This is a genomic window from Klebsiella sp. B345 (genome assembly GCF_051131735.1).
GTDB lineage: Bacteria > Pseudomonadota > Gammaproteobacteria > Enterobacterales > Enterobacteriaceae > Klebsiella.
The window spans coordinates 5133648-5152718 of the sequence record NZ_CP180443.1 but is presented as its reverse complement, the minus strand read 5'-3'; the positions used below and the strand labels follow the sequence as shown (position 1 = coordinate 5152718).

The following is a 19071-nucleotide window of genomic DNA, read 5'->3' as shown; positions in this document are numbered from 1 at the left end:
GCCATCTTTTAAGCTGGCAGATTAGTACTAGCTTCCGTTCTTCGCACATAGCTGCCTGTCATACTGTAAGCATCCCTGCAATCCACACCATTCTCTTTTAGAGAGTCGTTTACGCGACCTTCGACAGCATGTCCGGGCGCATAAACTTATGGATGACCAGCATAAACAACAGCGACGGCACCAGCAGAATCAGGGCCGTAATAGATGACACCTGATAGTTTCCCGACATACTGGCGTTGTACAGCAGCAGCGGCAGCGTGCTGATGTCCGGTGCCCCGACGAAAAACGTACCGGTAAATTCATCCAGCGATTCGAGGAAGACAAAAATACTGGCGGCAATAATGCCCGGCGAGGCCTGCGGCAGCACAATATGCCAGAAGGTGTAAATCGGCCCGGCGCCGAGGTTACGCGAAGCCCTCGCCAGCAGCGGGTCTACGGCGGAAAAGGCCGCCATGCAGATCCATACTGAGTACATCAGGCCGTGCATGCTGTGCACCAGCACGACGCCGGCAATCGTACCGTTTAGCCCCCACTGGTAGAAAAGCCGGGCGATATTCATGTACACCGTCAGATTCGGAAACGCCTGCGGAATCAAAAACAGCAGCATGAACAGCACCCGCAGCGGCATCCCTCGCCGTGAAAGCGCATAGCCTGCCGGCACTGAAATCAACAAACTCACCACCACCGACAGCACCGCAATGAGCACGCTGGTCAGCATCGAGCCGGAAACATCACTGTAGGGACTGAACACCTGATACCAGTATTTCAACCCCCATTGGCTCGGTAACGCATGGGGGAAAAACCAGCTCTCTGCTACCGTCCAGATAAGCAAGTTCAGCAGCGGGCCAAACATCGCCAGCAGCATAAAAATCAACAGCAGCGTCTGGAGCGGCAGACTGGCGCTCAGTTTTCGACGCCCTTTCGCCAGCCACGTTTTCGGCAACGTCATACTCACCTCTTTCATAAGTCACCCCCCTTCTGTTGCAGGCTGTGACGCAGGTAAAACCACGATAGCGCACCGCAAATCAACAATGACACCACGCCCAGCGCATTAGCCACCGCGTAGTCGCCGTAAGAGTTGACGCGAAACGCCATGTCCACGGTCATCATCGTCGGCGTGCCGACGCCAATCATCAACGGCACGGACAGCACCGACATCATGGTCACGGTAGAGAGCACCAGCGCCACACCGATAGCGGGCAGCACCTGCGGCAGAATAATGTCGAACAGAATGCCCGGGCGCGAAGCCCCAAGATTTCGTGCGGCCAGGATTTGCGACTGCTCCAGCGCCGCCATTGCGCCGCAAATAAGCAGCGTGGCGAACGCCAGCTGTTTCCAGACAAAGGTAATGATGATCCCTTTCCAGCCCAGCCAGGAAATCGTCTCAATCGGCGTAAACAGATCGGTTGCCACCAGCGCATTGTTCATCAGGCCGTTTTTGGCCAGAAAGGTGCGCATCATCTGTGCTGCCACAATAAACGGGATAAACAGCGGCAGGCGGTACAAGAACCCCAGCATGCGCACAATTGGCCGACAGGGTGACAACGTGATGACCGCCGAGAGCGTGATGGAAATGACAGCCAGCAGCGCCACGGAGATCAGCACAATCACCACCGTAAAGACGATATCGCTGGAATAGAGGGCATAGACCTTAGTGAAATGGGCCAGGGTCAGTTGCCCCGCATCGTTGGTAAACGCGGCAATCAGTGAGAACCCAAGCGGGTACAAAAAGAGCACGGCGATCATCAGCGCGGCAGGGACGACCAGTAACAGATATTTCAACGAACGGCGCATAGCAAACCTGACATCAGAAAAAGAAACGCTCAGGACGGCGTCATGCCGAACCTGAGCATTAGCGATAATTAATTGGCGACCTGGCTTTCGTAGCCTTCTTTTATGTCGTCAAAGTAAGGGGCGATCGGGAAACTTTTACCGTGATCCGCCAGCGCTTGCGGGGATATTTCCGCGAACAACTTCTGCCAGGTTGCCGGATCCAGCTTCGGCTTCACGTGCTCCGCATCGATACCTGGGTACCAGTTAAACTGTTTTACGATCCCCTGCGCCTGCACCTCCGGGCTGGTTGCCAGCTCGATAAACTCACGCGCCAGCTGCGGGTTTGCCGCCTTCGCCGGGGTCACGTAGTACATCGGTTGTCCAGGCATACCCGGCGACAGCAGCGCCAGCTTGATGGATGGCGGCAGCTTGCCCTGGTCTTTCCAGCTGTAGAACATATCCACCCACACCGGCCCCATGGTGATCTCACCACGACTGAGCATATCGAGCGTACCGGCATTGCCTGGGGTAAAGGTCACGTTCTTATTGAAGGCCTTCAGCTTCTCGTATGCCTGGCTCCAGTTTTTCTCCACGCCTTTGTCGTAAGGCAGCGCAGACAGGCGCCCGGCATCCGTACCGTAGGCGTACATCCAGCCCACCACGAAACTCACTCCGGACATGCCGTTTTTGATGCCGTTATAGCCGAAAGCCTGCGGGTTTTTCTGCGCCCAGCTCACCAGCTCGTCATAAGACGCCGGGGGCGTTTTGATGGCTTCGCTGTTCCAGGCGATGGCGGTCTGGCTTAAGAACATCGGCATCACGTAGCCATCGACATTCACGCCGAGGGCATTTTTCGCGCTATCCGCGCTCACCATGCTGCCGGTGCTAATCTGCTGACGATATTTGTCCAGCAGCCCCTTTTCCACGAGTTCACCACCGGCTTTCTGGTGAACGACTGCCACATCTATATCCCAGGTCTTCGCACCACTCTCTTTTTGCGCGCTCAGTTTCTCGATGATTTTATTCGAGCCAGCATCTCCAGGCCCCGTGCCCACCACCTGCACTTTCACCCCTGGATGCGCCGCTTCAAACTTCGGCCCCAGCCAGGTTTTCACGTAATCCACCATATTCTGATCGCCTGCTGTGGCAACGTTCAGAATGGTATCAGCCTGCACGCCGTAGCTCAGAAACAAGGCCGTCACTACTGCAGTTTTCGTTTTAGTAAACATGGTCTATCCCCAAAATGAACACAATGAAGTCAACTTGCTTGAGACGATGGAAAAATATGTAAAGCAGCGGCCGGAACGTGAAGTCGTACGGATGACTGCGCAGGCCAGCACTGGGTTGAATCCGCCAGTAATACGCGCTCGCGACAGCGCACGCTGTGGCGGTATAGATTGCCGAGAAAAGCACTTTGCTCGACCACGCCATTAAGGGTTACCCCCTCGCCAGGGCCGCTGTCGGTTAATGCGTAAAGTGCTGCATCGGCGCTACGAAAATAAAGGGTACAGTCGCGTAAATCGTCGGCATAACATTCCCCTTGCTCGCTCGCGGAAATATTTGTTTTGGCGAAGAAGTCGTTAACGTTGATTTTATTGTCCGCCCCCATGAAATCAGCAACGAATGGCGTTGCCGGTCGCTGGTAAATATCTTCCGGGGTTCCTATTTGCTCTATGCGCCCATTATTTAACACCGCGATACGGTCGGCCATGACCAGCGCTTCCTGCTGATCGTGGGTCACAATTAATGAGGTAAACCCGAGGCGTTTTTGCAGAGATTTAATTTCATGTCGCACGTTGAGACGCACTTTGGCATCAAGGTTCGACAGGGGTTCATCCAGCACCAGCACGTCCGGCTCAATGGCCAGCGCCCGCGCCAGAGCAACACGTTGCCGTTGCCCGCCGGAAAGCTCGGTGACCTTCACATCCGCCAGACCGGTCAGATTAACGATGCTGAGCAGTTCCGCAACGCGGCGGTCAATATCGTCACGACGCCATTTGCGCAGTTTCAACCCATAGCCAATATTGCGTGCGACCGTCAGATGCGGCCACAGTGCGTAGCTTTGAAATACCATGGTGATATTGCGCTGCTCCGGCGCACTATGGGTAATATCACGGCCGGCAACGATAATCTCCCCGTGTTTTACCGCAATAAACCCGCAAAGCGCATTGAGAAGCGTTGTTTTTCCGCAGCCGGACGGCCCCAAAAGGGCAATCATCTCGCCTTTCTCGACATGCAGATCGATATTATGCAACACCACCTTTTCGCCATAGCTAATTTTAAGCCCGGCTATCTGTAAATAACTCATTTTTATTACCCAAAAATCGCTGTGTTGACTTTTTTTACTGCAATGAACACGTGTTCATTTGAATGTAAAAAAAATGCAATGTTGACTCGACATTATGTGAGCCTACTTTGTCGGGTATTTGTGACAATTTAATTAAGCGTCAAACATTTTTGGTGAGAACATGAAAATAGATGTGCTTGGGTGCGGTAGCGCCTTCTCCCGCGAACAAAATACCTCTGCGCTGCGGATAATCGATGAGGTGAACCGACAATGGCTAATTGACTGCGGCCCCACTATTCCACGGGCATTGTGGCAGCGTGGAGGCGACGTCAATGATATCGACGCCGTCTATTTCACCCACGTCCACCCGGACCACTGTACCGGGCTGACGGCGCTGCTGAATCACTGGCACAGCTTCTCACGTCAGAAAACGTTGATTATTTACAGTCAGCCGCAGCAGCGCCCCGTGCTGATGCAGCTGGCCGCACTCGCCAACTGGCCGCAGACCACGCTGTGTTTTGATCTCGACTGGCGCGACACCACCGACGCATGGACGTGGCACGACTGGCATATCCAGACCGCCGAAACCCGGCATGAACTCGCCAACCGCGCCATTCGTATCACCCAGGGTGAGCAGACGTTATTTTACAGCGGAGACGGTCGGCCAACGCCAGAATCTGTGGCACTGATGGAGGGGGCCGGTCTCGCTTTCCAGGAATGTGCGTCACTGACGGCACTCGGCGATGATGCGTCCCACGGTGATTTTCCCTCCTGCCTGGCGCTGTTTCAGCACCTGAATCTCCCGGCACTGGGGCTCTATCATTGTAACGACGCGATTTTGCATGACCTTAAGCGCGCATGTCAGCCCAGCAACGGGTTGTTCGTCAGCTATGACGGTCTGCAATGCACGCTTAACACACCCGTGATTTCCAGCGAGGAACGCCCGGCATGAGTTCCGTCTCCCGTAAACAGAGCGTTACCGCGCAGGATGTCGCCTACCGGGCAGGCGTCTCACGGGCGGTGGTCTCACGTGCACTGAGCAACAACGGCAGTATCTCTCCCGCCACCCGGGAGCGGGTCCTGCGCGCGGCAACGGAGCTTGGTTATCAGGTTAACTTTCTCGCGCAAGGGCTGAACCGTCGCCGCAGCCATCTGGTCGGCGTGATTGTCTCGCGCATCAGCGACCCGTTTCGCAGTAGCCTGCTGGATGCCCTGCTGAGCGAGATCCAGCGGTGTGGTTTTCAGGCGCTGGTGAGTGAAATTCACAGCGAAAAGGAGCTGGCCCACACGATGCGTCGTTTTGCCCAGTTTCGGGTATCCGGGGTGATCGTGACCTCGGGTCAGCCCCCGGAATCACTGGTGAACGAGTGCGTGTCGCAGCTGATCCCGGTGGTGGGTATCAACCGCCAGCCGGATATCCCTTTCGTGGATTACGTCAGCTCAGACAACGTCTACGGCGCAACCCTCGCTGCCGGGCAACTGGTGCGCAACGGCTGCCGTCGTTTTGGCTGGCTCAATACCGCGCATTCCACCTGGGCCGGTCGCATGCGCGGCGAGGCCTTTTATCAGGCGCTACAGACCTTAGGTGTCGACACCGCCCGCAATCTACAATCGATTATCGCCCCCATCGAAGGCTATGACGGTGGGTTTCAGGCCGCCGTCGGGGCGGATGAGACTCTTGAGGGCATCTTCTGTGCCAACGCGCAGCTCGCCTGCGGTTTTCTTGACGGAATGCGCCAGCGCGGCAGACACAGTCCGGACGATTTTCAGCTCATCGGTTTTGACAATACGCCGCAAACGGCGCAATACAGTTACCAGCTCACCACCCTGCATCAGGATGTCGAGGAGATTTCCCGTCAGGCATTAACCCGCCTGCTGGAACGCGCCGACGATCCGCTACAACCCTCGCGGACCACCTGGGTAGATGTGCAACTCATTTCCCGGCGCACGTCGCCATTACCTCAATAAGAGCAGGCTATGACCGAACAACAACACCAGTCACTATGCGCATTGATTCGCCAACTGGGCGCAGAAGCACAGGCATTACGTAATGCCGGATTACAGGTGGATAAAAAAGCGCGTCAGGACTTTGTTTCACACGCCGATCTGTATGTCGAACAAGAGATCAAACACTGGCTGAACGCCCACTGCCCACAGGATGGCTTTCTCGGGGAAGAGAGCGGGCTGCAGGCCGGTGAGCACGGGACCTGGGTGCTGGATCCTATCGACGGGACGACCAACTATATTCAGGGAATGGATTACTGGTGCATCTCACTGGCTTACGTTCGCGGAAACACAACAGAGCTGGGAATTATCTACGCCCCGGATCGTCATGAATTTTTCTTCGCCCGCCGGGGTGAAGGAGCGTTTCTTAACGACCAGCGCCTGACGCTACGCGAGCCGGATCCAGAAACAGTGGTTATCGGTATGGGCCGATCCAGCCGCGCGCCGGTGGAAAACTATACCCGCACCCTTGCCCGGGTACTCAATGCCGGCATGGAGTATCGCCGCTTTGGTGCCGGAGCGCTGATGCTCGCTCACGTTGCTACCGGGCAGGTGCATGCCTATTACGAGGAGCACATGAACAGCTGGGACGCGCTGGCGGGAATGCTGATCATTGTTGAAGCGGGCGGTGCCAGCAATGCCTTTCTTGCCGGTAATGGCCTGGTAAACGGCAATCTGGTGCTGGCCGGATGTGCCGATGTGCAGGCGCGTCTTTCCGCCCTGCTGGTCAGCCACTAAACGCTCACGTCAGTCAGCCGTCAATCTGCAAGGCCAGTCATGTCTGCTCCGTGCCAGAAAGCGGACATAGCCTGAAACTGGCCTGAAAAAATAACTTTGTTCCTGTAATTAACTTAACGTGCCGTGCTGCTTGCCAAAGAACGCTGATTACACAAAAATGAATGAACGCTCATTCACAATCGGATTGTGATTTACTCAAATCAGTCCGTTGTCAAAACAAGCAAAGGCAAACTATGACCAGTAAAACGCTCAGACTTTTATTTCCTCAATGGCAAGGTGGCAATAATCCCCCCTATCACCTTGGGTCGCTTCTCCTCTCGTATCTTTCCCCCGAATCGGATGGCCCTGTTGAGTCTGTTGCAGTCGATGAGCCCACAACGGCGCCGCAGGCCGAAGTGGATGGCATTACCGCTAAACCTCAAATTATCAGGCAGCTCAACGATGCAGCCACTCTGATTGAGAAACATGATCCCGATTCGATTGTCGTTTTTGGTGGCGATTGTCTGGTATCACTGGCTCCGTTTTCACATCTGCTCAATAAGTACGGTGATAAACTGGGTGTGCTCTGGATCGACTCTCACCCTGACGTGCAGACTGCTAAACAGTATCCAAACGCCCATGCCCATGTTCTTGGGGCACTCATTGGAACGGGTGATAAAGATTTAGTTGCTCACGTCACCACCAGGCTCAATCCCTCAAAAATAATGATTGCAGGTATTCACGATCCATTGGCTTATGAAGCTGAATATCTTGCTCGTCATCACATTGCGACTATCGGTCCTGAACAAGTCAAAAAAGACGGGAAAGACGTTATGGAATGGATTGAGAGGGAAAGTATTGAGTATCTGGCGATACACTTGGATCTGGACGTTCTCGATCCGTCACTTTTCCGTTCTGTTCTTTTCGCCAGGCCTGGCAGAGGAGAGCACGACTTTGGTGACGTGGCAGAAGGCAAACTGACTATTGAAGATGTACTCAACCTGATAGCTCAGGCTACTTCAAAAACCGCACCAGTCGGCCTGACGATTGCTGAACATCTGCCGTGGGATATGCTGAACCTCAAGAATATGCTCAGTGCGCTACCGCTGATGAAGTAACATCTGATTCCGGGAGCCAGACGACAGAGTTCAACTCTGGCTCCCGGAAGAAAACAGCGTTAAAGTCCGGGCACAGGATTAAACATCATAGACAACATGTTAAAGAAAACCGAAACCTACCATAAGCTGATTACCGCTGCTGCTGCTTGCTTTGCCGAAAAAGGCTTTAGTGCGACAAGCGTGCGTGAAATTTCTACCCGGGCTGGGATCAGTCAGGGAGCGATGTATACGTATTTCAAAAGCAAGGATGTCCTCATCAAGGCTATCGTTCTTGAAGAGCAGAGTTCTGCGTTAACAGCCCATAATGCTCCATCTGACGGCACTTATTTCGACCGCCTTTGCGAGCAGATAACTTCGTGCATAAGCGATGTAGGATACCCAGTCACGCATCAACTGTGGGTTGAAATCATGGCGGAGTCTGCGCGGAACCCTGAATTGCAAAAAACGTATATTTCCAGTGATACCATTATGCGGCAAAGTATTGCAGGGATTATCGCAGAAGGCATTGCTGCGGGAGAGTTTCGCCGGGACATTAGCCTGGAGGAAACCACGATTATACTTTTTGCCTTTATCGATGGTTTAATCGCCCGCAAAGCCATAAACGCGTCCTTCTCTTTTAGCCGTGACCTGCCTATGTTTTTTGAGCTAATGTCAAAATTATTGAAATAATGCCACGCAGGTTTAGTCAAAACGATAGCCCACGAATCGCAAATGTCTGCTTCTCGCACGCAGTGGGCGTGGACCTTCTCACAAGTTCGCTTAAAAGTTTCATTTCCATTCATGAAAAAATATCATAAATCTATCAACAACCTGGCACCGCAGATCCCTCATAGCGGAGGACCGCCGAGGGCGGGTATTAGAGAAGGGCTCAATAGAAGAGCAATTGGCGTATATTTTGCCCCCCTCTGGATCGTCAGAGGTATGTTTATCGGTAAACGCGCAGTGCGGCTGGGAATACCTCGGTTAGCCAGTCAATAAACACTCGTAACCGGTGCGTCATGTACCTGTTCTGCGGATAGACGACATAAAAAGGATAACTCGCGGGACGCCATGCCTGTAGGATCTCAACAAGTGTGCCGTTGTTCAGTTCATCTTTCGCCGCATAGTAAAAAGTCTGGATAATTCCCATCCCGGCCACGGCCGCAGCCAAATGCGCATTACTTTCGTTAACCCCGATGTGATGCTGCATCTTCATCTCCCGCATTTCACCTTCTACGATAAAGCGAAAAGGAAAGGCTCTGCCCGTCAGCGGAGACAAATAGCTCACCAGCTTATGTCCATTTCTTAATTCATCCGGATACGCAGGTACGCCAGCGGCTTTCAGGTATCCCGGTGTAGCGCAGGTCACCATCGAGGCATCACCAATATGACGGGCGATCAACGATGAGTCATCGAGAGATCCACCACGGATTACACAGTCCACGTTTCCGCTAATTAGATCCACAGGCCTATCGGACACGCCTAAATCGATTTTGATTTCCGGATAGCGCTGCAAAAAATCCGGTAATGCCGGGATCAGGACCTCACGTGCGGTAGAGCCGCCGACATCAATACGCAGATACCCTTTAGGTCTGCTCTGCGAGGCGCTAAACGAAGTGTCTATCTCCTCAATATCAATTAGCACCCGAGAGGCTTTTTCATAATAGTCCTGACCCTCTGGCGTTGCGACAACGCGCCGGGTCGTGCGATGTAAAAGACGCACACCGAGATGGGCCTCCAGTGATTTAACCAGCTTACTTAATGTGGCATTCGGCAGATTCAGTGAATCCGCTGCCCGCGTAAAACTGCCGGTTTCCACCACCCGCGTAAACGCACGCATAGCCATTAACTGATCCACGTTCTGTTTCTCCGTGTGACATCTTATTATTCACCTGTAGAAATAGTGTTTTCTATTTTTACTAATTTATCAATAATTCTTCTGTGGCTAGAGTGTGTTCACCGGCTGAATGACGGCCAATTCGAAACAACGTCGAGGATATGAATCATGAGTAAACCACTTTCAGACAAAATTGCCCTGGTCACGGGCGGCAGTACAGGAATCGGTCTTGCCAGTGCTCAGGAACTGGCGGCGCAGGGGGCAAAAGTCTACATCACCGGACGTCGTCAGCAGGAACTGGATGCCGCCATCGCATTGATCGGCACGTCGGCTAAGGGGATTCGGGCCGATGTCTCCCGTCTTGACGATCTGGATAAGGTTTACGCGCAGATTGCAGAAGAGTCGGGACGTCTGGACATTTTGTTTGCTAACGCCGGTGGCGGGGACATGCTGCCGCTGGGTGCCATAACCGAAGAACATTTTGACCGGATTTTCGGGACTAATGTTCGCGGAGTGTTATTCACCGTCCAGAAAGCACTGCCACTGCTTGGCGCTGGTTCATCCATTATCCTCACCGGCTCCACCGTTTCGGTAAAAGGGACGGCTAACTTTAGCGTGTATAGCGCCAGTAAAGCCGCAGTGAGAAACTTTGCTCGCTCATGGGCGCTGGACTTGCAGGGGCGTGGTATTCGGGTGAATGTCGTGAGTCCGGGTCCGGTCAAAACGCCTGGATTAGGTGGACTGGTTGCCGAGGAAGAGCGTCAGGGCCTGTTTGATGCACTGGCAGCACAGGTTCCGTTGGGCCGGATTGGTGAGCCAGCGGAAGTCGGCAAAGCCGTTGCGTTTCTGGCTTCTGATGCCGCCAGTTTTATCAATGCCATAGAACTGTTTGTTGACGGCGGTATGGCGCAGATTTAAAGCTGATATCACACCGTCAAATCACCCGAGGCGACGGGTTTTCAATGGATGGCTGGCGTCACGCAATTTTAACTTCACGGTGTGACAGCGCACAATACGGCTCCAGCCATCCCTGATGGGTTTTATCATCTCGCAAAACATAGCGACCGTTTGCAAATCACTTCACCATCGTCGACAAAATTTGCGAATAACTCCCTTCTTATGACGAGTTTTGGTCAGAACGGCTGCTTTGTGCCAGGAGCAGACCTTACCTCTCAGGATCCACCTGACTATCCATTAGTATGTACTGCGCAGCTTTACGGGCGTATTGATCAATCAAAGGTACAAGCCGAGTGAAATGTTCGCTGGCATAATGTGCATCGAGTGCTGCCCGGTCAGGCCATTCTTCAATAAAAATAAAATGCCCCGGATCCCTTTCATCACGGTACAAATCATAAGCAATACACAGTGGCTCTCGCTTCGTCGCCGCGATGAGTTTGCGATATAGAGGGAGAACAGTGTCGACGTATTCGGGTTTGATAAAATCTTCGGCAATGACCTTTAGCATGCGAACTCTTTTATTGAAATGATCCAATGATTTATATGGATAATGCCAGCCTTCAGGCATTTTTCAAATCTAACTTCCGCTCCTCGCTCAAAGCAGACCTTCACAGTTGTCATACACGCTTAAACCTCATCGGAACTGGGGGAAGTTAAAACGGTCTGGCATGATCGACTAAATAAAATCTATTCATTTATAAACAAAAAGTTAATTTAAATATTGTAAGGTGTGACCACAATGACACGCGAAGGCGCTATTTCATTCTCTGTTTCCGGCAAAAAGCCATGGAAACGCAGGATGGCGCTAAATGCTGACCGAGCGTCTTCACACAGGTCATGATCAATCACCGCATCCATTTTTTCAGCAGCCAGCAAACTGCGGTTCTCCTCATCCAGATCGTGGCCAATAAAGACTTTTATCTCTCGTTGCATCGCTGCAAAAGCCCGTAGAATAGCGCTGTTTCCCCCGCCTACGCTGTAAACAGACTGGATTGAAGGGTCCTGTTCCAGCGCTTTGCGCATCTGCGTAAAAGTCAGCGTATCGATACCATATCCTTCACTGACGGCGATGGTCTTCAGATACGGTGCCCGATCGCTTAGCGCCTGGATAAAGCCTGCCATGCGCTGTTCTTCTCCGCGAAAATCCTTACTGCTGAGCACGACTGCGACCGTTTGCGCTTCTTTCAAAAGCCATCGCGACAGGAGCCATGCTGCTGTGCGCCCTGCTCCGGCATTATCCATTCCCACGTAACGGATACGCCTGCTGTGCGGCAGGTCAGTGACCAGCGTGACCACCGGAACATTAAGCTCCGCCAGTTCCGCAATAGCGCTTTCAAGCAACGGATGATCGCTGGCTTTGAGCAACACGCCGTAGCTGTCATTGCCGCAGCGGCGCAGTTCACGTTGCAACTCCTCAGGCGTGACTTCTTCAAAAATGTGGCAGCGTAGCGTCAGGCGAAACGGTGAAAAGGTTTTAATTTGGCTGAGCAGCGCCGCGACTGTCAGTGAACTGAAGCGTTCCGGCGTATGCATCACCAGGTCGATCGGCAACGTGCGGCCGCTTGCAAGGCTGGTGCGCTGTTGTAATTCCAGATCGCTGATTGCCTGCGCAATGCGTCGGGCTGTACGGGGACTCACGCTGCCGCGCTGGTGCAACGCCCTGTCGACCGTAGCTTTACTCACGCCAGACTGGGCTGCGATTTGTTTGATGGAAAATGACCTTGCCATAAATTGAGGTCTTTTTGAGGTTATGTGTACATATTGTTAACCGAATGTAGCTGCTAAGGTCAGGGTAAGCAAGCGAACAAACCCGATCTCTCCTCAATAAGAAAGGACAACAAATGGACATGATTAATGGCAGTGGTTTTAACAACAAAGTGTTCGTCGTTACTGGCGGAACCCAGGGACTCGGCGCAGCGGTTACCCGTCTGCTGGTAGAGCGTGGGGCACGAGGCATCGTCATTTGCGGACGTAACGTGAAAGCCGGACGCGAACAGGCGGAAACCCTTAGCCATGGTGGATGTGAAGTGATATTCGTCGAAGCGGATATCAGTTCGCCAGAAGCCTGCAAAAAAGTGGTGGGCGCCGCAGAATCGGCCTTTGGCACACTGCATGGACTGGTGAACTGTGCAGGCATGTCGGACCGTGGCACCATCCTTGATACCTCTCCGGAATTATTTGACGCCATCATGGCGGTCAACACTCGCGCGCCTTTTTTTCTGATGCAGGCGGCGATAAAACTGATGATTGCCAGGGGCGTAGAAGGCAGCATTGTTAATATCATTACCATGACTTCCCACGGAGGTCAGAGCTTCCTGACCGCCTACGCGGCATCGAAAGGCGCCCTGGTCACGCTGACCAAAAACGTGGCCTTCAGCGTTATGCGCAACCGGATTAGAGTAAACGGCCTGAACATTGGCTGGATGGACACGCCGCATGAACACGACATCCAGCGGCAATATCATGATGCTGAAGAAAACTGGCTTGCCAGTGCTGAGCAGGCCCAGCCTTTTGGCCGATTGCTGAAGCCTGACGAGGTCGCACGTGGCGTAGCATTTCTCCTTTCAGAGGAGTCGGGAATGATGACAGGCGCGGTGATCGATTTCGATCAAAGCGTGGTCGGTTGCGGTGACAACGGCGGTTTCCAGCCACCACATGCCCTGACGCTGTGAGGTAAAAAATGAATACGCCCTATATTAATGACAGCCATATTTCTCTCAATAAGTTCGCCACGCTATGCGCACAAACCTTGCGTAAGGACGATTTCCCGCTGGCGCGTTCCGCCGATAAAAACGTACTGATCTATCATCATGATGATCTGCTTGCAGCAGCCAGAGCCGATCGTCAAACCATGCTGGGCGAACTGCATCACGCACTGTCTGGCGGACCAGGCGTGTTCGTGGTTCAGGGCTTGTACCGCGATGTCTCAGCCATAGACAGCAGCAATAAGGTGTTTGACGATATCCTCGTGAGTGAAGCGGCAAACGGTGGCGGTGGCGATCACTTTGCCAAAGCCGGTAGCAATGGACGTATCTGGAACGCGCTGCAAAAAGTCGCTGAGCGTGATGCCGATATCTTCGTCGATTACTACAGCAATCCTTTACTGGCCATGATTTGCGAAGCCTGGGTTGGCCCCGGCTATGAAATCACGGCACAGGTGAATCAGGTCCGCCCGGGCGGTAAAGCGCAACAGCCGCATCGGGATTACCATCTCGGTTTCCAGATTAATGAGGTGGTCGCCCGCTTCCCGCTGCCTCTGCAGATTCTGTCGCAATACCTGACGCTTCAGGGTGCGGTCGCGCACAGCGATATGCCGGTAGAGTCAGGACCGACGCAGCTTTTACCCTGGTCGCAGCAATATGCTGAAGGATACCTGGCATGGCGCGATCCGCGCTTCATCGAATTTTTTCAGCAGCATGCCATTCAGTTGCCACTGAAAAAAGGCGACGGGTTGTTCTTCAATCCGGCGCTGTTCCATGCCGCAGGGAATAACGTTACGCAGGACCATGTGCGTACGGCTAATTTGCTGCAGGTCTCATCCGCATTTGGCAAAACAATGGAAAAAGTGAATCACGTCAAAGTCATGGAGGCGATCTATCCCATTTTGCTGGATAAACCATTAACCGATGAGCAGTTACAGGCAGTTGTGGCAGCAAGCGCTGAAGGCTATTCCTTCCCGACCAATCTTGATACCGATCCGCCGCTGGGTGGCCTGGTGCCAAAAACACAGCAGCAGCTGTTGCTTGAAGCGTTACAACAAGGTTGCACGGCTGAAGAGTTTATTCGGCAACTGGCAAATCACGAGAGCAAGAGAAAAGCTTAGCAGCGCATATGTGGCAGGCATGACGTCATTTCCTCACATGTGGATTGCGTCATGCCAATGAGACCGGGATTCGTTTTTATCAAGTGCTGTGGGCTGGTTTGCAGTGTCACCGGTTAAGCGAATATGTTCTTACGCTCGCTTTTCGCTCCTGGCAAAACGTCGCAGCGGTCGGTTAAGTGCCAACAGCAGACGTTATGCTAATCAATAACAACGTGGTCGGTCTGGTGAATACGTTTAGCCAGTTTTTTTTCCAGTACTATGACCATCAGGGGAAACCCCATCGCAGCTAATGCACAGACTACCAGCAATCTGTCTACGTTCTGTGTTGTTATGCCATGGTCGGGCAGTAACAAGGACGACAAAAAGAATGCAAGCGTTGTTATCAGGGACATTATCGCAGCCTGTAATGAAGAAAAACTGGCTCGTTGCTCATCCGTTGGATACTGGATCGTAACCGAAGATGATGAAACCAGTCGGCTATACGAAGCACCAAGAAATAAGATAATAAATAGAACCGCGTTATGATAACCCATTGCAGGGATCAGTAAACTGAGTACAAAAAGGAGCATTGAGATTGTAGCCAGCATTAGAGCGGAAAAACATGATGTCAGAACTCCTGTTATTTTTGTAGATAGATAACCTGCCATCCCTCCGCTTAAGAACAGCAAAGGCAGTTGCTCCTGCTGGGCCCCTAAATGTTCGGTCATTAATGGGGTCAAAATGGGGATGATCAGCATTGGGCTAAACTGGACCAGTGCATTACATGAGGCGAAAATCAGGGTTTGAGCATCAATAGATAGCTTGTTCTTAGCGCGTGATTGAACTGCATCCTTGGGAATAAAAAAGGCTATAAGTGGTAAAGACAGCAGACACAGAAAACTGATTGACCACAGAGAAATATGCCAACCATAGTGTGTGCAAAAAAATAATATCACTGGCATACCAACGATACTTACCATTGAAAATGATGCAATGACCGTTGCCAGCATTTTCCCGCGGATGTTAACGGGCGAATAGTTTATCAAGATACTCATCCCCACTCCCATCGTTGTACCCCCAACCAAGCCTGCGCAAAATCGTAGAGCCAACAGCACGTCAAAATGTGTTGTCAATGTAGACATCAACGTTAGCGAACCCAACAACAACATGTTCTGCATTAAGAATCGCTTTTTATCAAATCGGTCTATCCAATAAAAAGCAGCAACACCGGAAAGAACTGCACCTAATGTGTACATGCCCGAGACATATCCAGAAAATGAAACCGGAACCGAAAACGCGTCTGCCATAAAGAAAAAAACAGGCGTTAACGCCATATATTCCAGCGCATTAGTAAACTGAATAAAGGCAATGATGATGGCTATCCGCATGAGTGTTTTATGATTAAGCATCTGAGTAACCTGTGGCATAACAAACAACCTATAAGAGAAGGATGTCAAAAGCTTATCTGCTATCAATAACCAGGATAAGATGGTAAAAACGGCATATATTGTTATCAAATATGGGATTTACTATGCGTCCGGCTCTCGACTTTATTACCCTGAAAGTGTTCGTTGCCGTGGTTGATAGAGAAAGTTTCGTTGGAGCGTCCAAAGCCCTTGAAATGCCGACATCAAACGTAAGCCGTTGTATTTCTCAGTTAGAAGAAAAACTGAACCTTCAGCTTATCGAGCGCAGCACACGTCATATGAAGCTCACCCAGGCGGGACAACTGCTCTATGCGCGAGCAAGACCGCTACTTGAAGCACTTGAACAAACTGAGGCTGAATTAACACAGGGACAGGTTCAGCTCAAAGGCCCATTACGCATCTGTATTCCCAATGAAATAGGTCCTGCATTGCTGGGTTCTGTTATTGCCGATTTCGCCTGTCAGTACCCCGATGTGGAGGTCAGCTGTGTCACAAATTTGTCAGGTTTCGACTCTCTGCGAGATGATCTTGATTTAGCTATTATTGTTAGCCGTGGTCAGATGGATGACAGTGACTACATCGCCCGTCATCTGATAACCATCCCTTGTACCATTGTTGCCGCTCCCTCCATCATTCAGCGTTATGGCACCCCTTCCCATATCCAGCAATTTGAAGAATTACCCTGCATCACAACGGTAAGCGCACTGAAAGGGGCCCCCTGGCAATTTGTCAGTGCAAAAGGCAGGTTCGAGACTATCGCAGTTAAAGGGCATTATCGGGTAAACAGCGGAGAGATGGCTGGACGAGCAGCGGTAGCAGGTGTCGGTTTTGCCATTCTCTCGAAACAAGCCTGCCAACCCTATATCAACGATGGGCGACTCATCGAGATTGAGTTTGAACAGTCAGCAGCCCCATTGCACTTGTTTGCGCTTTATTCCAATCGACGCTACTTGCCCGCGAAAACCAGAACACTTATTGATTTTATGCATCAGACGTTGAGCCAGCTCCCCCTTGTAACGTAAGGCCGTATTGAATATCCACACCAAATTGAAGGCCCGTTACTCGCTCATAGCAGCCCTGATCCCCTGCCGATTCTCCCACTCGCCGCAAAAATGGACGTCGATTCTGTCGCTCATTCCAGGCGGTGAAACCGGTTTGTTTATGCTAAAAAGGAGTTTCCCGATATTTATGTTTACCACTTCACGGAGCAGAAAATGAGAACGCAGAAGCGATGCATAGGGTATGTGGCCGTCGTTGTTGATGACTACGATCGCGCCATTGAGTATTACACCAACAAGCTGGGCTTTACCCTCGTTGAGGATACCCCTCAGCCAGGAAAACGCTGGGTGGTAGTGACCCCGAATCCGCAAAGCGACTGCAACATTCTTTTGGCACGCGCCTCAAACGACAGGCAGGAAAGCTTTATCGGCAATCAGTGTGGCGGGCGGGTATTTCTGTTCCTTCAGACCGATGACTTCTGGCGCGACTACCACGCCATGAAGGCAAAAGGGGTTACCTTTTGCGAGGAGCCACGCGAAGAGGAGTACGGTACGGTCGTTGTATTTGAAGACCTCTTCGGCAACCGCTGGGATCTTTACCAAAACAAGTAAAGTTAACGTGCCCGACGCTTTTACTCATCACAAGGACTGCCATGAATGTGTCCCGCCTCGAAAACGAGTATCTCTCCGTTAATCAGAGAACACTGCATATCTGGCGGGAACATCCCGGAATCGGTGACATCAGGAAAGAGCGCTACTACGATCCCGTCAAACTGGCGCTGGCCACAGGAATTCAACCGTCAGTACCCGATCTCGTCACGGGTCTGCTACGTGAATTACACCTGCTTATGGCCGGCGATCGACTGGCTGATATCCTCCCGCTCAGCAGCTTCCATTTTACCTTTTTGCCCCTGACGCTACCGCTGTATGCGGAGAACGAGGCGCTGCCGGCTAAAACCGAACAATTGACGACAATCTGGAGCGAATACCAGGCCAAACTCATTGTGATCAAGCAGCTCAGGCTGGTAGCGTTGCCCAGTCAGTTATTGCTGGCAGGGATCCCTGATGATCCCGCTATTGCCCTGCGCCAGTCATTCTGTGAAAGCATTTTACATTCACAATGGAAAGATGAGCTGCTGGCGCGTCATGCCGGCAGTTCCTTGCCTGCGCCATTCTGGCACAGCACGCTTTTGCGCTACGATGCGGCATGCTTACCCGCCGAATTGCGCGAATTATTTATCCGGCATCAGGCTACTCGCTTCGGCAATGTTGCTGCGGATTTGACGTTAGCGAGAGTGAATTACAACTGGGAGAAGTGCTATCCGGTCAAAGAATTCTCGTCAAAAAATTCATTTAAGCTCAGCGAATGAATTACCGAATCCGCCTTACCTCAGGATGATTCTCCGTCGCGGCTTCATGAAAAATATCATCCAGCCAGCCGGGGATTTCAGCTTCTGTGAGGTCATCAGGAATAATGACATCATAAAGCCGGGAATACTTTTGCTCTGTCAGGTCAACACGTAAAACCAGCCAGCGATCGCCTTCTCGCTGGACCCCAATGTGTCGCCCGAAGACATCAAAAATCAGCATCATAACTGTGTTTAACTCCGTGATGAGCCTAAGCGAGGATGCGTTTTCCAAGACTAACGGAATCGCCAAAACTGAGCAAACGGAGTAAGCAGTGTTCGCTATGCTCATGAAGATTGAGCCGTAACAAGACAATGATAAGATTGATTTCTGTCTGGCCCATTAAGGAACCCATTATGAATAAGGTGATTCGCAAAAATTATCCTGAGTTAGGCGAGGTAAAGGCCCCCTATGTTCACTCCGTAAGGCATGCCGATACGCTCTATATCTCGGGGCTGACGGCATTTGGCACGCCCGCACAGCAATCAGGCATCGCTGAACAGGCAGAAGAAATATTCAGTCAGATTCATAAAATCGTCACCGCAGAAGGTGCTGATTTCTCCTCTCTCATTAAAGTGACTATTTTCATTACCTCTTTTGATGAGATCAACGCCCTGCGCGAGGTACTCTACCGACATTACGGCGATCACTTGCCTGCCAGTTCGCTGGTGGAAGTCAGCCGCCTCTTTTCACCCGATCTCAAGATTGAAATTGAAACGGTATTTTCCCTCTGATTTACGCTCGTGGGGATTGCGAAACGTCGGG

Annotated in this window: 21 protein-coding genes; 12 read left to right on the top strand and 9 right to left on the bottom strand. The window is 51.8% G+C overall.

Annotated elements, in window-relative coordinates:
* Positions 1–109: 109 nt before the first annotated feature.
* The 4 genes from ACMYSO_RS24165 to ACMYSO_RS24150 all read right to left on the bottom strand — a co-directional run bounded on the left by ACMYSO_RS24165 (position 110) and on the right by ACMYSO_RS24150 (position 4081).
* On the bottom strand, positions 110–964 hold the full coding sequence (locus ACMYSO_RS24165) for an ABC transporter permease (RefSeq protein ID WP_434668571.1): 855 nt from the start codon (positions 962–964) through the stop codon (positions 110–112).
* Positions 961–1794, bottom strand: a complete 834-nt coding sequence (locus ACMYSO_RS24160) for an ABC transporter permease (protein ID WP_434668570.1) — start codon at positions 1792–1794, stop codon at positions 961–963. The genes ACMYSO_RS24165 and ACMYSO_RS24160 overlap by 4 nt, the downstream gene beginning before the upstream one ends.
* Before the next feature lie 68 nt (positions 1795–1862).
* Entirely contained in the window at positions 1863–3002 is a 1140-nt protein-coding gene (locus tag ACMYSO_RS24155; protein WP_434668569.1) for an ABC transporter substrate-binding protein, read from the bottom strand.
* 29 nt (positions 3003–3031) lie between these two features.
* On the bottom strand, positions 3032–4081 hold the full coding sequence (locus ACMYSO_RS24150) for an ABC transporter ATP-binding protein (RefSeq protein ID WP_434668568.1): 1050 nt from the start codon (positions 4079–4081) through the stop codon (positions 3032–3034).
* Between the two features lie 160 nt (positions 4082–4241).
* Between ACMYSO_RS24150 and ACMYSO_RS24145 the strand changes: the two genes are divergently transcribed.
* From ACMYSO_RS24145 to ACMYSO_RS24125, 5 genes are all read left to right on the top strand, one after another.
* Complete coding sequence (locus tag ACMYSO_RS24145; protein WP_434668567.1) at positions 4242–5012, top strand: MBL fold metallo-hydrolase; 771 nt, start codon at positions 4242–4244, stop codon at positions 5010–5012.
* Complete coding sequence (locus ACMYSO_RS24140) at positions 5009–6028, top strand: LacI family DNA-binding transcriptional regulator (RefSeq protein ID WP_434668566.1); 1020 nt, start codon at positions 5009–5011, stop codon at positions 6026–6028. Before ACMYSO_RS24145 ends, ACMYSO_RS24140 begins: the two co-directional genes overlap by 4 nt.
* 9 nt (positions 6029–6037) lie before the next feature.
* A complete protein-coding gene (locus tag ACMYSO_RS24135) occupies positions 6038–6802 on the top strand; it encodes an inositol monophosphatase family protein (protein WP_434668565.1) in 765 nt (254 codons plus the stop codon).
* A gap of 233 nt (positions 6803–7035) precedes the next feature.
* Complete coding sequence (locus ACMYSO_RS24130; protein WP_434668564.1) at positions 7036–7899, top strand: arginase family protein; 864 nt, start codon at positions 7036–7038, stop codon at positions 7897–7899.
* A gap of 96 nt (positions 7900–7995) precedes the next feature.
* Positions 7996–8568, top strand: coding sequence for a TetR/AcrR family transcriptional regulator (locus tag ACMYSO_RS24125; protein WP_434668563.1), 573 nt, complete (start codon positions 7996–7998; stop codon positions 8566–8568).
* A 256-nt stretch (positions 8569–8824) separates the two neighbouring features.
* On the opposite strand, the gene ACMYSO_RS24120 is transcribed toward ACMYSO_RS24125, so the two are convergent.
* Positions 8825–9736, bottom strand: a complete 912-nt coding sequence (locus ACMYSO_RS24120) for a LysR family transcriptional regulator (protein ID WP_434668562.1) — start codon at positions 9734–9736, stop codon at positions 8825–8827.
* Positions 9737–9883: 147 nt separating this feature from the next.
* Between ACMYSO_RS24120 and ACMYSO_RS24115 the strand changes: the two genes are divergently transcribed.
* Positions 9884–10633 (top strand): SDR family NAD(P)-dependent oxidoreductase, encoded by a 750-nt coding sequence (locus ACMYSO_RS24115; RefSeq protein ID WP_434668561.1) that lies wholly within the window; start codon positions 9884–9886, stop codon positions 10631–10633.
* A 247-nt stretch (positions 10634–10880) separates the two neighbouring features.
* Here ACMYSO_RS24115 and ACMYSO_RS24110 read toward each other — a convergent pair whose 3' ends face one another.
* Positions 10881–11180, bottom strand: a complete 300-nt coding sequence (locus ACMYSO_RS24110) for a putative quinol monooxygenase (RefSeq protein ID WP_434668560.1) — start codon at positions 11178–11180, stop codon at positions 10881–10883.
* A 206-nt stretch (positions 11181–11386) separates the two neighbouring features.
* Entirely contained in the window at positions 11387–12400 is a 1014-nt protein-coding gene (locus ACMYSO_RS24105; RefSeq protein WP_071359347.1) for a LacI family DNA-binding transcriptional regulator, read from the bottom strand.
* Between the two features lie 113 nt (positions 12401–12513).
* Between ACMYSO_RS24105 and ACMYSO_RS24100 the strand changes: the two genes are divergently transcribed.
* Positions 12514–13344: an SDR family oxidoreductase gene (locus ACMYSO_RS24100; protein WP_015584518.1), complete on the top strand. Its 831-nt coding sequence runs from the start codon at positions 12514–12516 to the stop codon at positions 13342–13344.
* An 8-nt stretch (positions 13345–13352) separates the two neighbouring features.
* Positions 13353–14495: a phytanoyl-CoA dioxygenase family protein gene (locus tag ACMYSO_RS24095; protein WP_434668559.1), complete on the top strand. Its 1143-nt coding sequence runs from the start codon at positions 13353–13355 to the stop codon at positions 14493–14495.
* Positions 14496–14692: 197 nt separating this feature from the next.
* On the opposite strand, the gene ACMYSO_RS24090 is transcribed toward ACMYSO_RS24095, so the two are convergent.
* Positions 14693–15901, bottom strand: a complete 1209-nt coding sequence (locus tag ACMYSO_RS24090) for an MFS transporter (RefSeq protein ID WP_434668558.1) — start codon at positions 15899–15901, stop codon at positions 14693–14695.
* A 104-nt stretch (positions 15902–16005) separates the two neighbouring features.
* Here ACMYSO_RS24090 and ACMYSO_RS24085 point away from each other — a divergent pair, with 104 nt between their 5' ends.
* From ACMYSO_RS24085 to ACMYSO_RS24075, 3 genes are all read left to right on the top strand, one after another.
* A complete protein-coding gene (locus tag ACMYSO_RS24085; protein WP_434668557.1) occupies positions 16006–16923 on the top strand; it encodes a LysR family transcriptional regulator in 918 nt (305 codons plus the stop codon).
* A 192-nt stretch (positions 16924–17115) separates the two neighbouring features.
* Positions 17116–17511, top strand: a complete 396-nt coding sequence (locus ACMYSO_RS24080) for a VOC family protein (RefSeq protein ID WP_434585398.1) — start codon at positions 17116–17118, stop codon at positions 17509–17511.
* A 41-nt stretch (positions 17512–17552) separates the two neighbouring features.
* Positions 17553–18269, top strand: a complete 717-nt coding sequence (locus ACMYSO_RS24075; RefSeq protein ID WP_434668556.1) for a hypothetical protein — start codon at positions 17553–17555, stop codon at positions 18267–18269.
* A gap of 1 nt (position 18270) precedes the next feature.
* Here ACMYSO_RS24075 and ACMYSO_RS24070 read toward each other — a convergent pair whose 3' ends face one another.
* Positions 18271–18489, bottom strand: coding sequence for a DUF7661 family protein (locus ACMYSO_RS24070; RefSeq protein WP_434670870.1), 219 nt, complete (start codon positions 18487–18489; stop codon positions 18271–18273).
* 173 nt (positions 18490–18662) lie between these two features.
* On the opposite strand from ACMYSO_RS24070, the gene ACMYSO_RS24065 reads away from it, so the two are divergent.
* Entirely contained in the window at positions 18663–19040 is a 378-nt protein-coding gene (locus tag ACMYSO_RS24065; protein ID WP_434668555.1) for a RidA family protein, read from the top strand.
* The last annotated feature ends 31 nt before the right edge of the window (positions 19041–19071 follow it).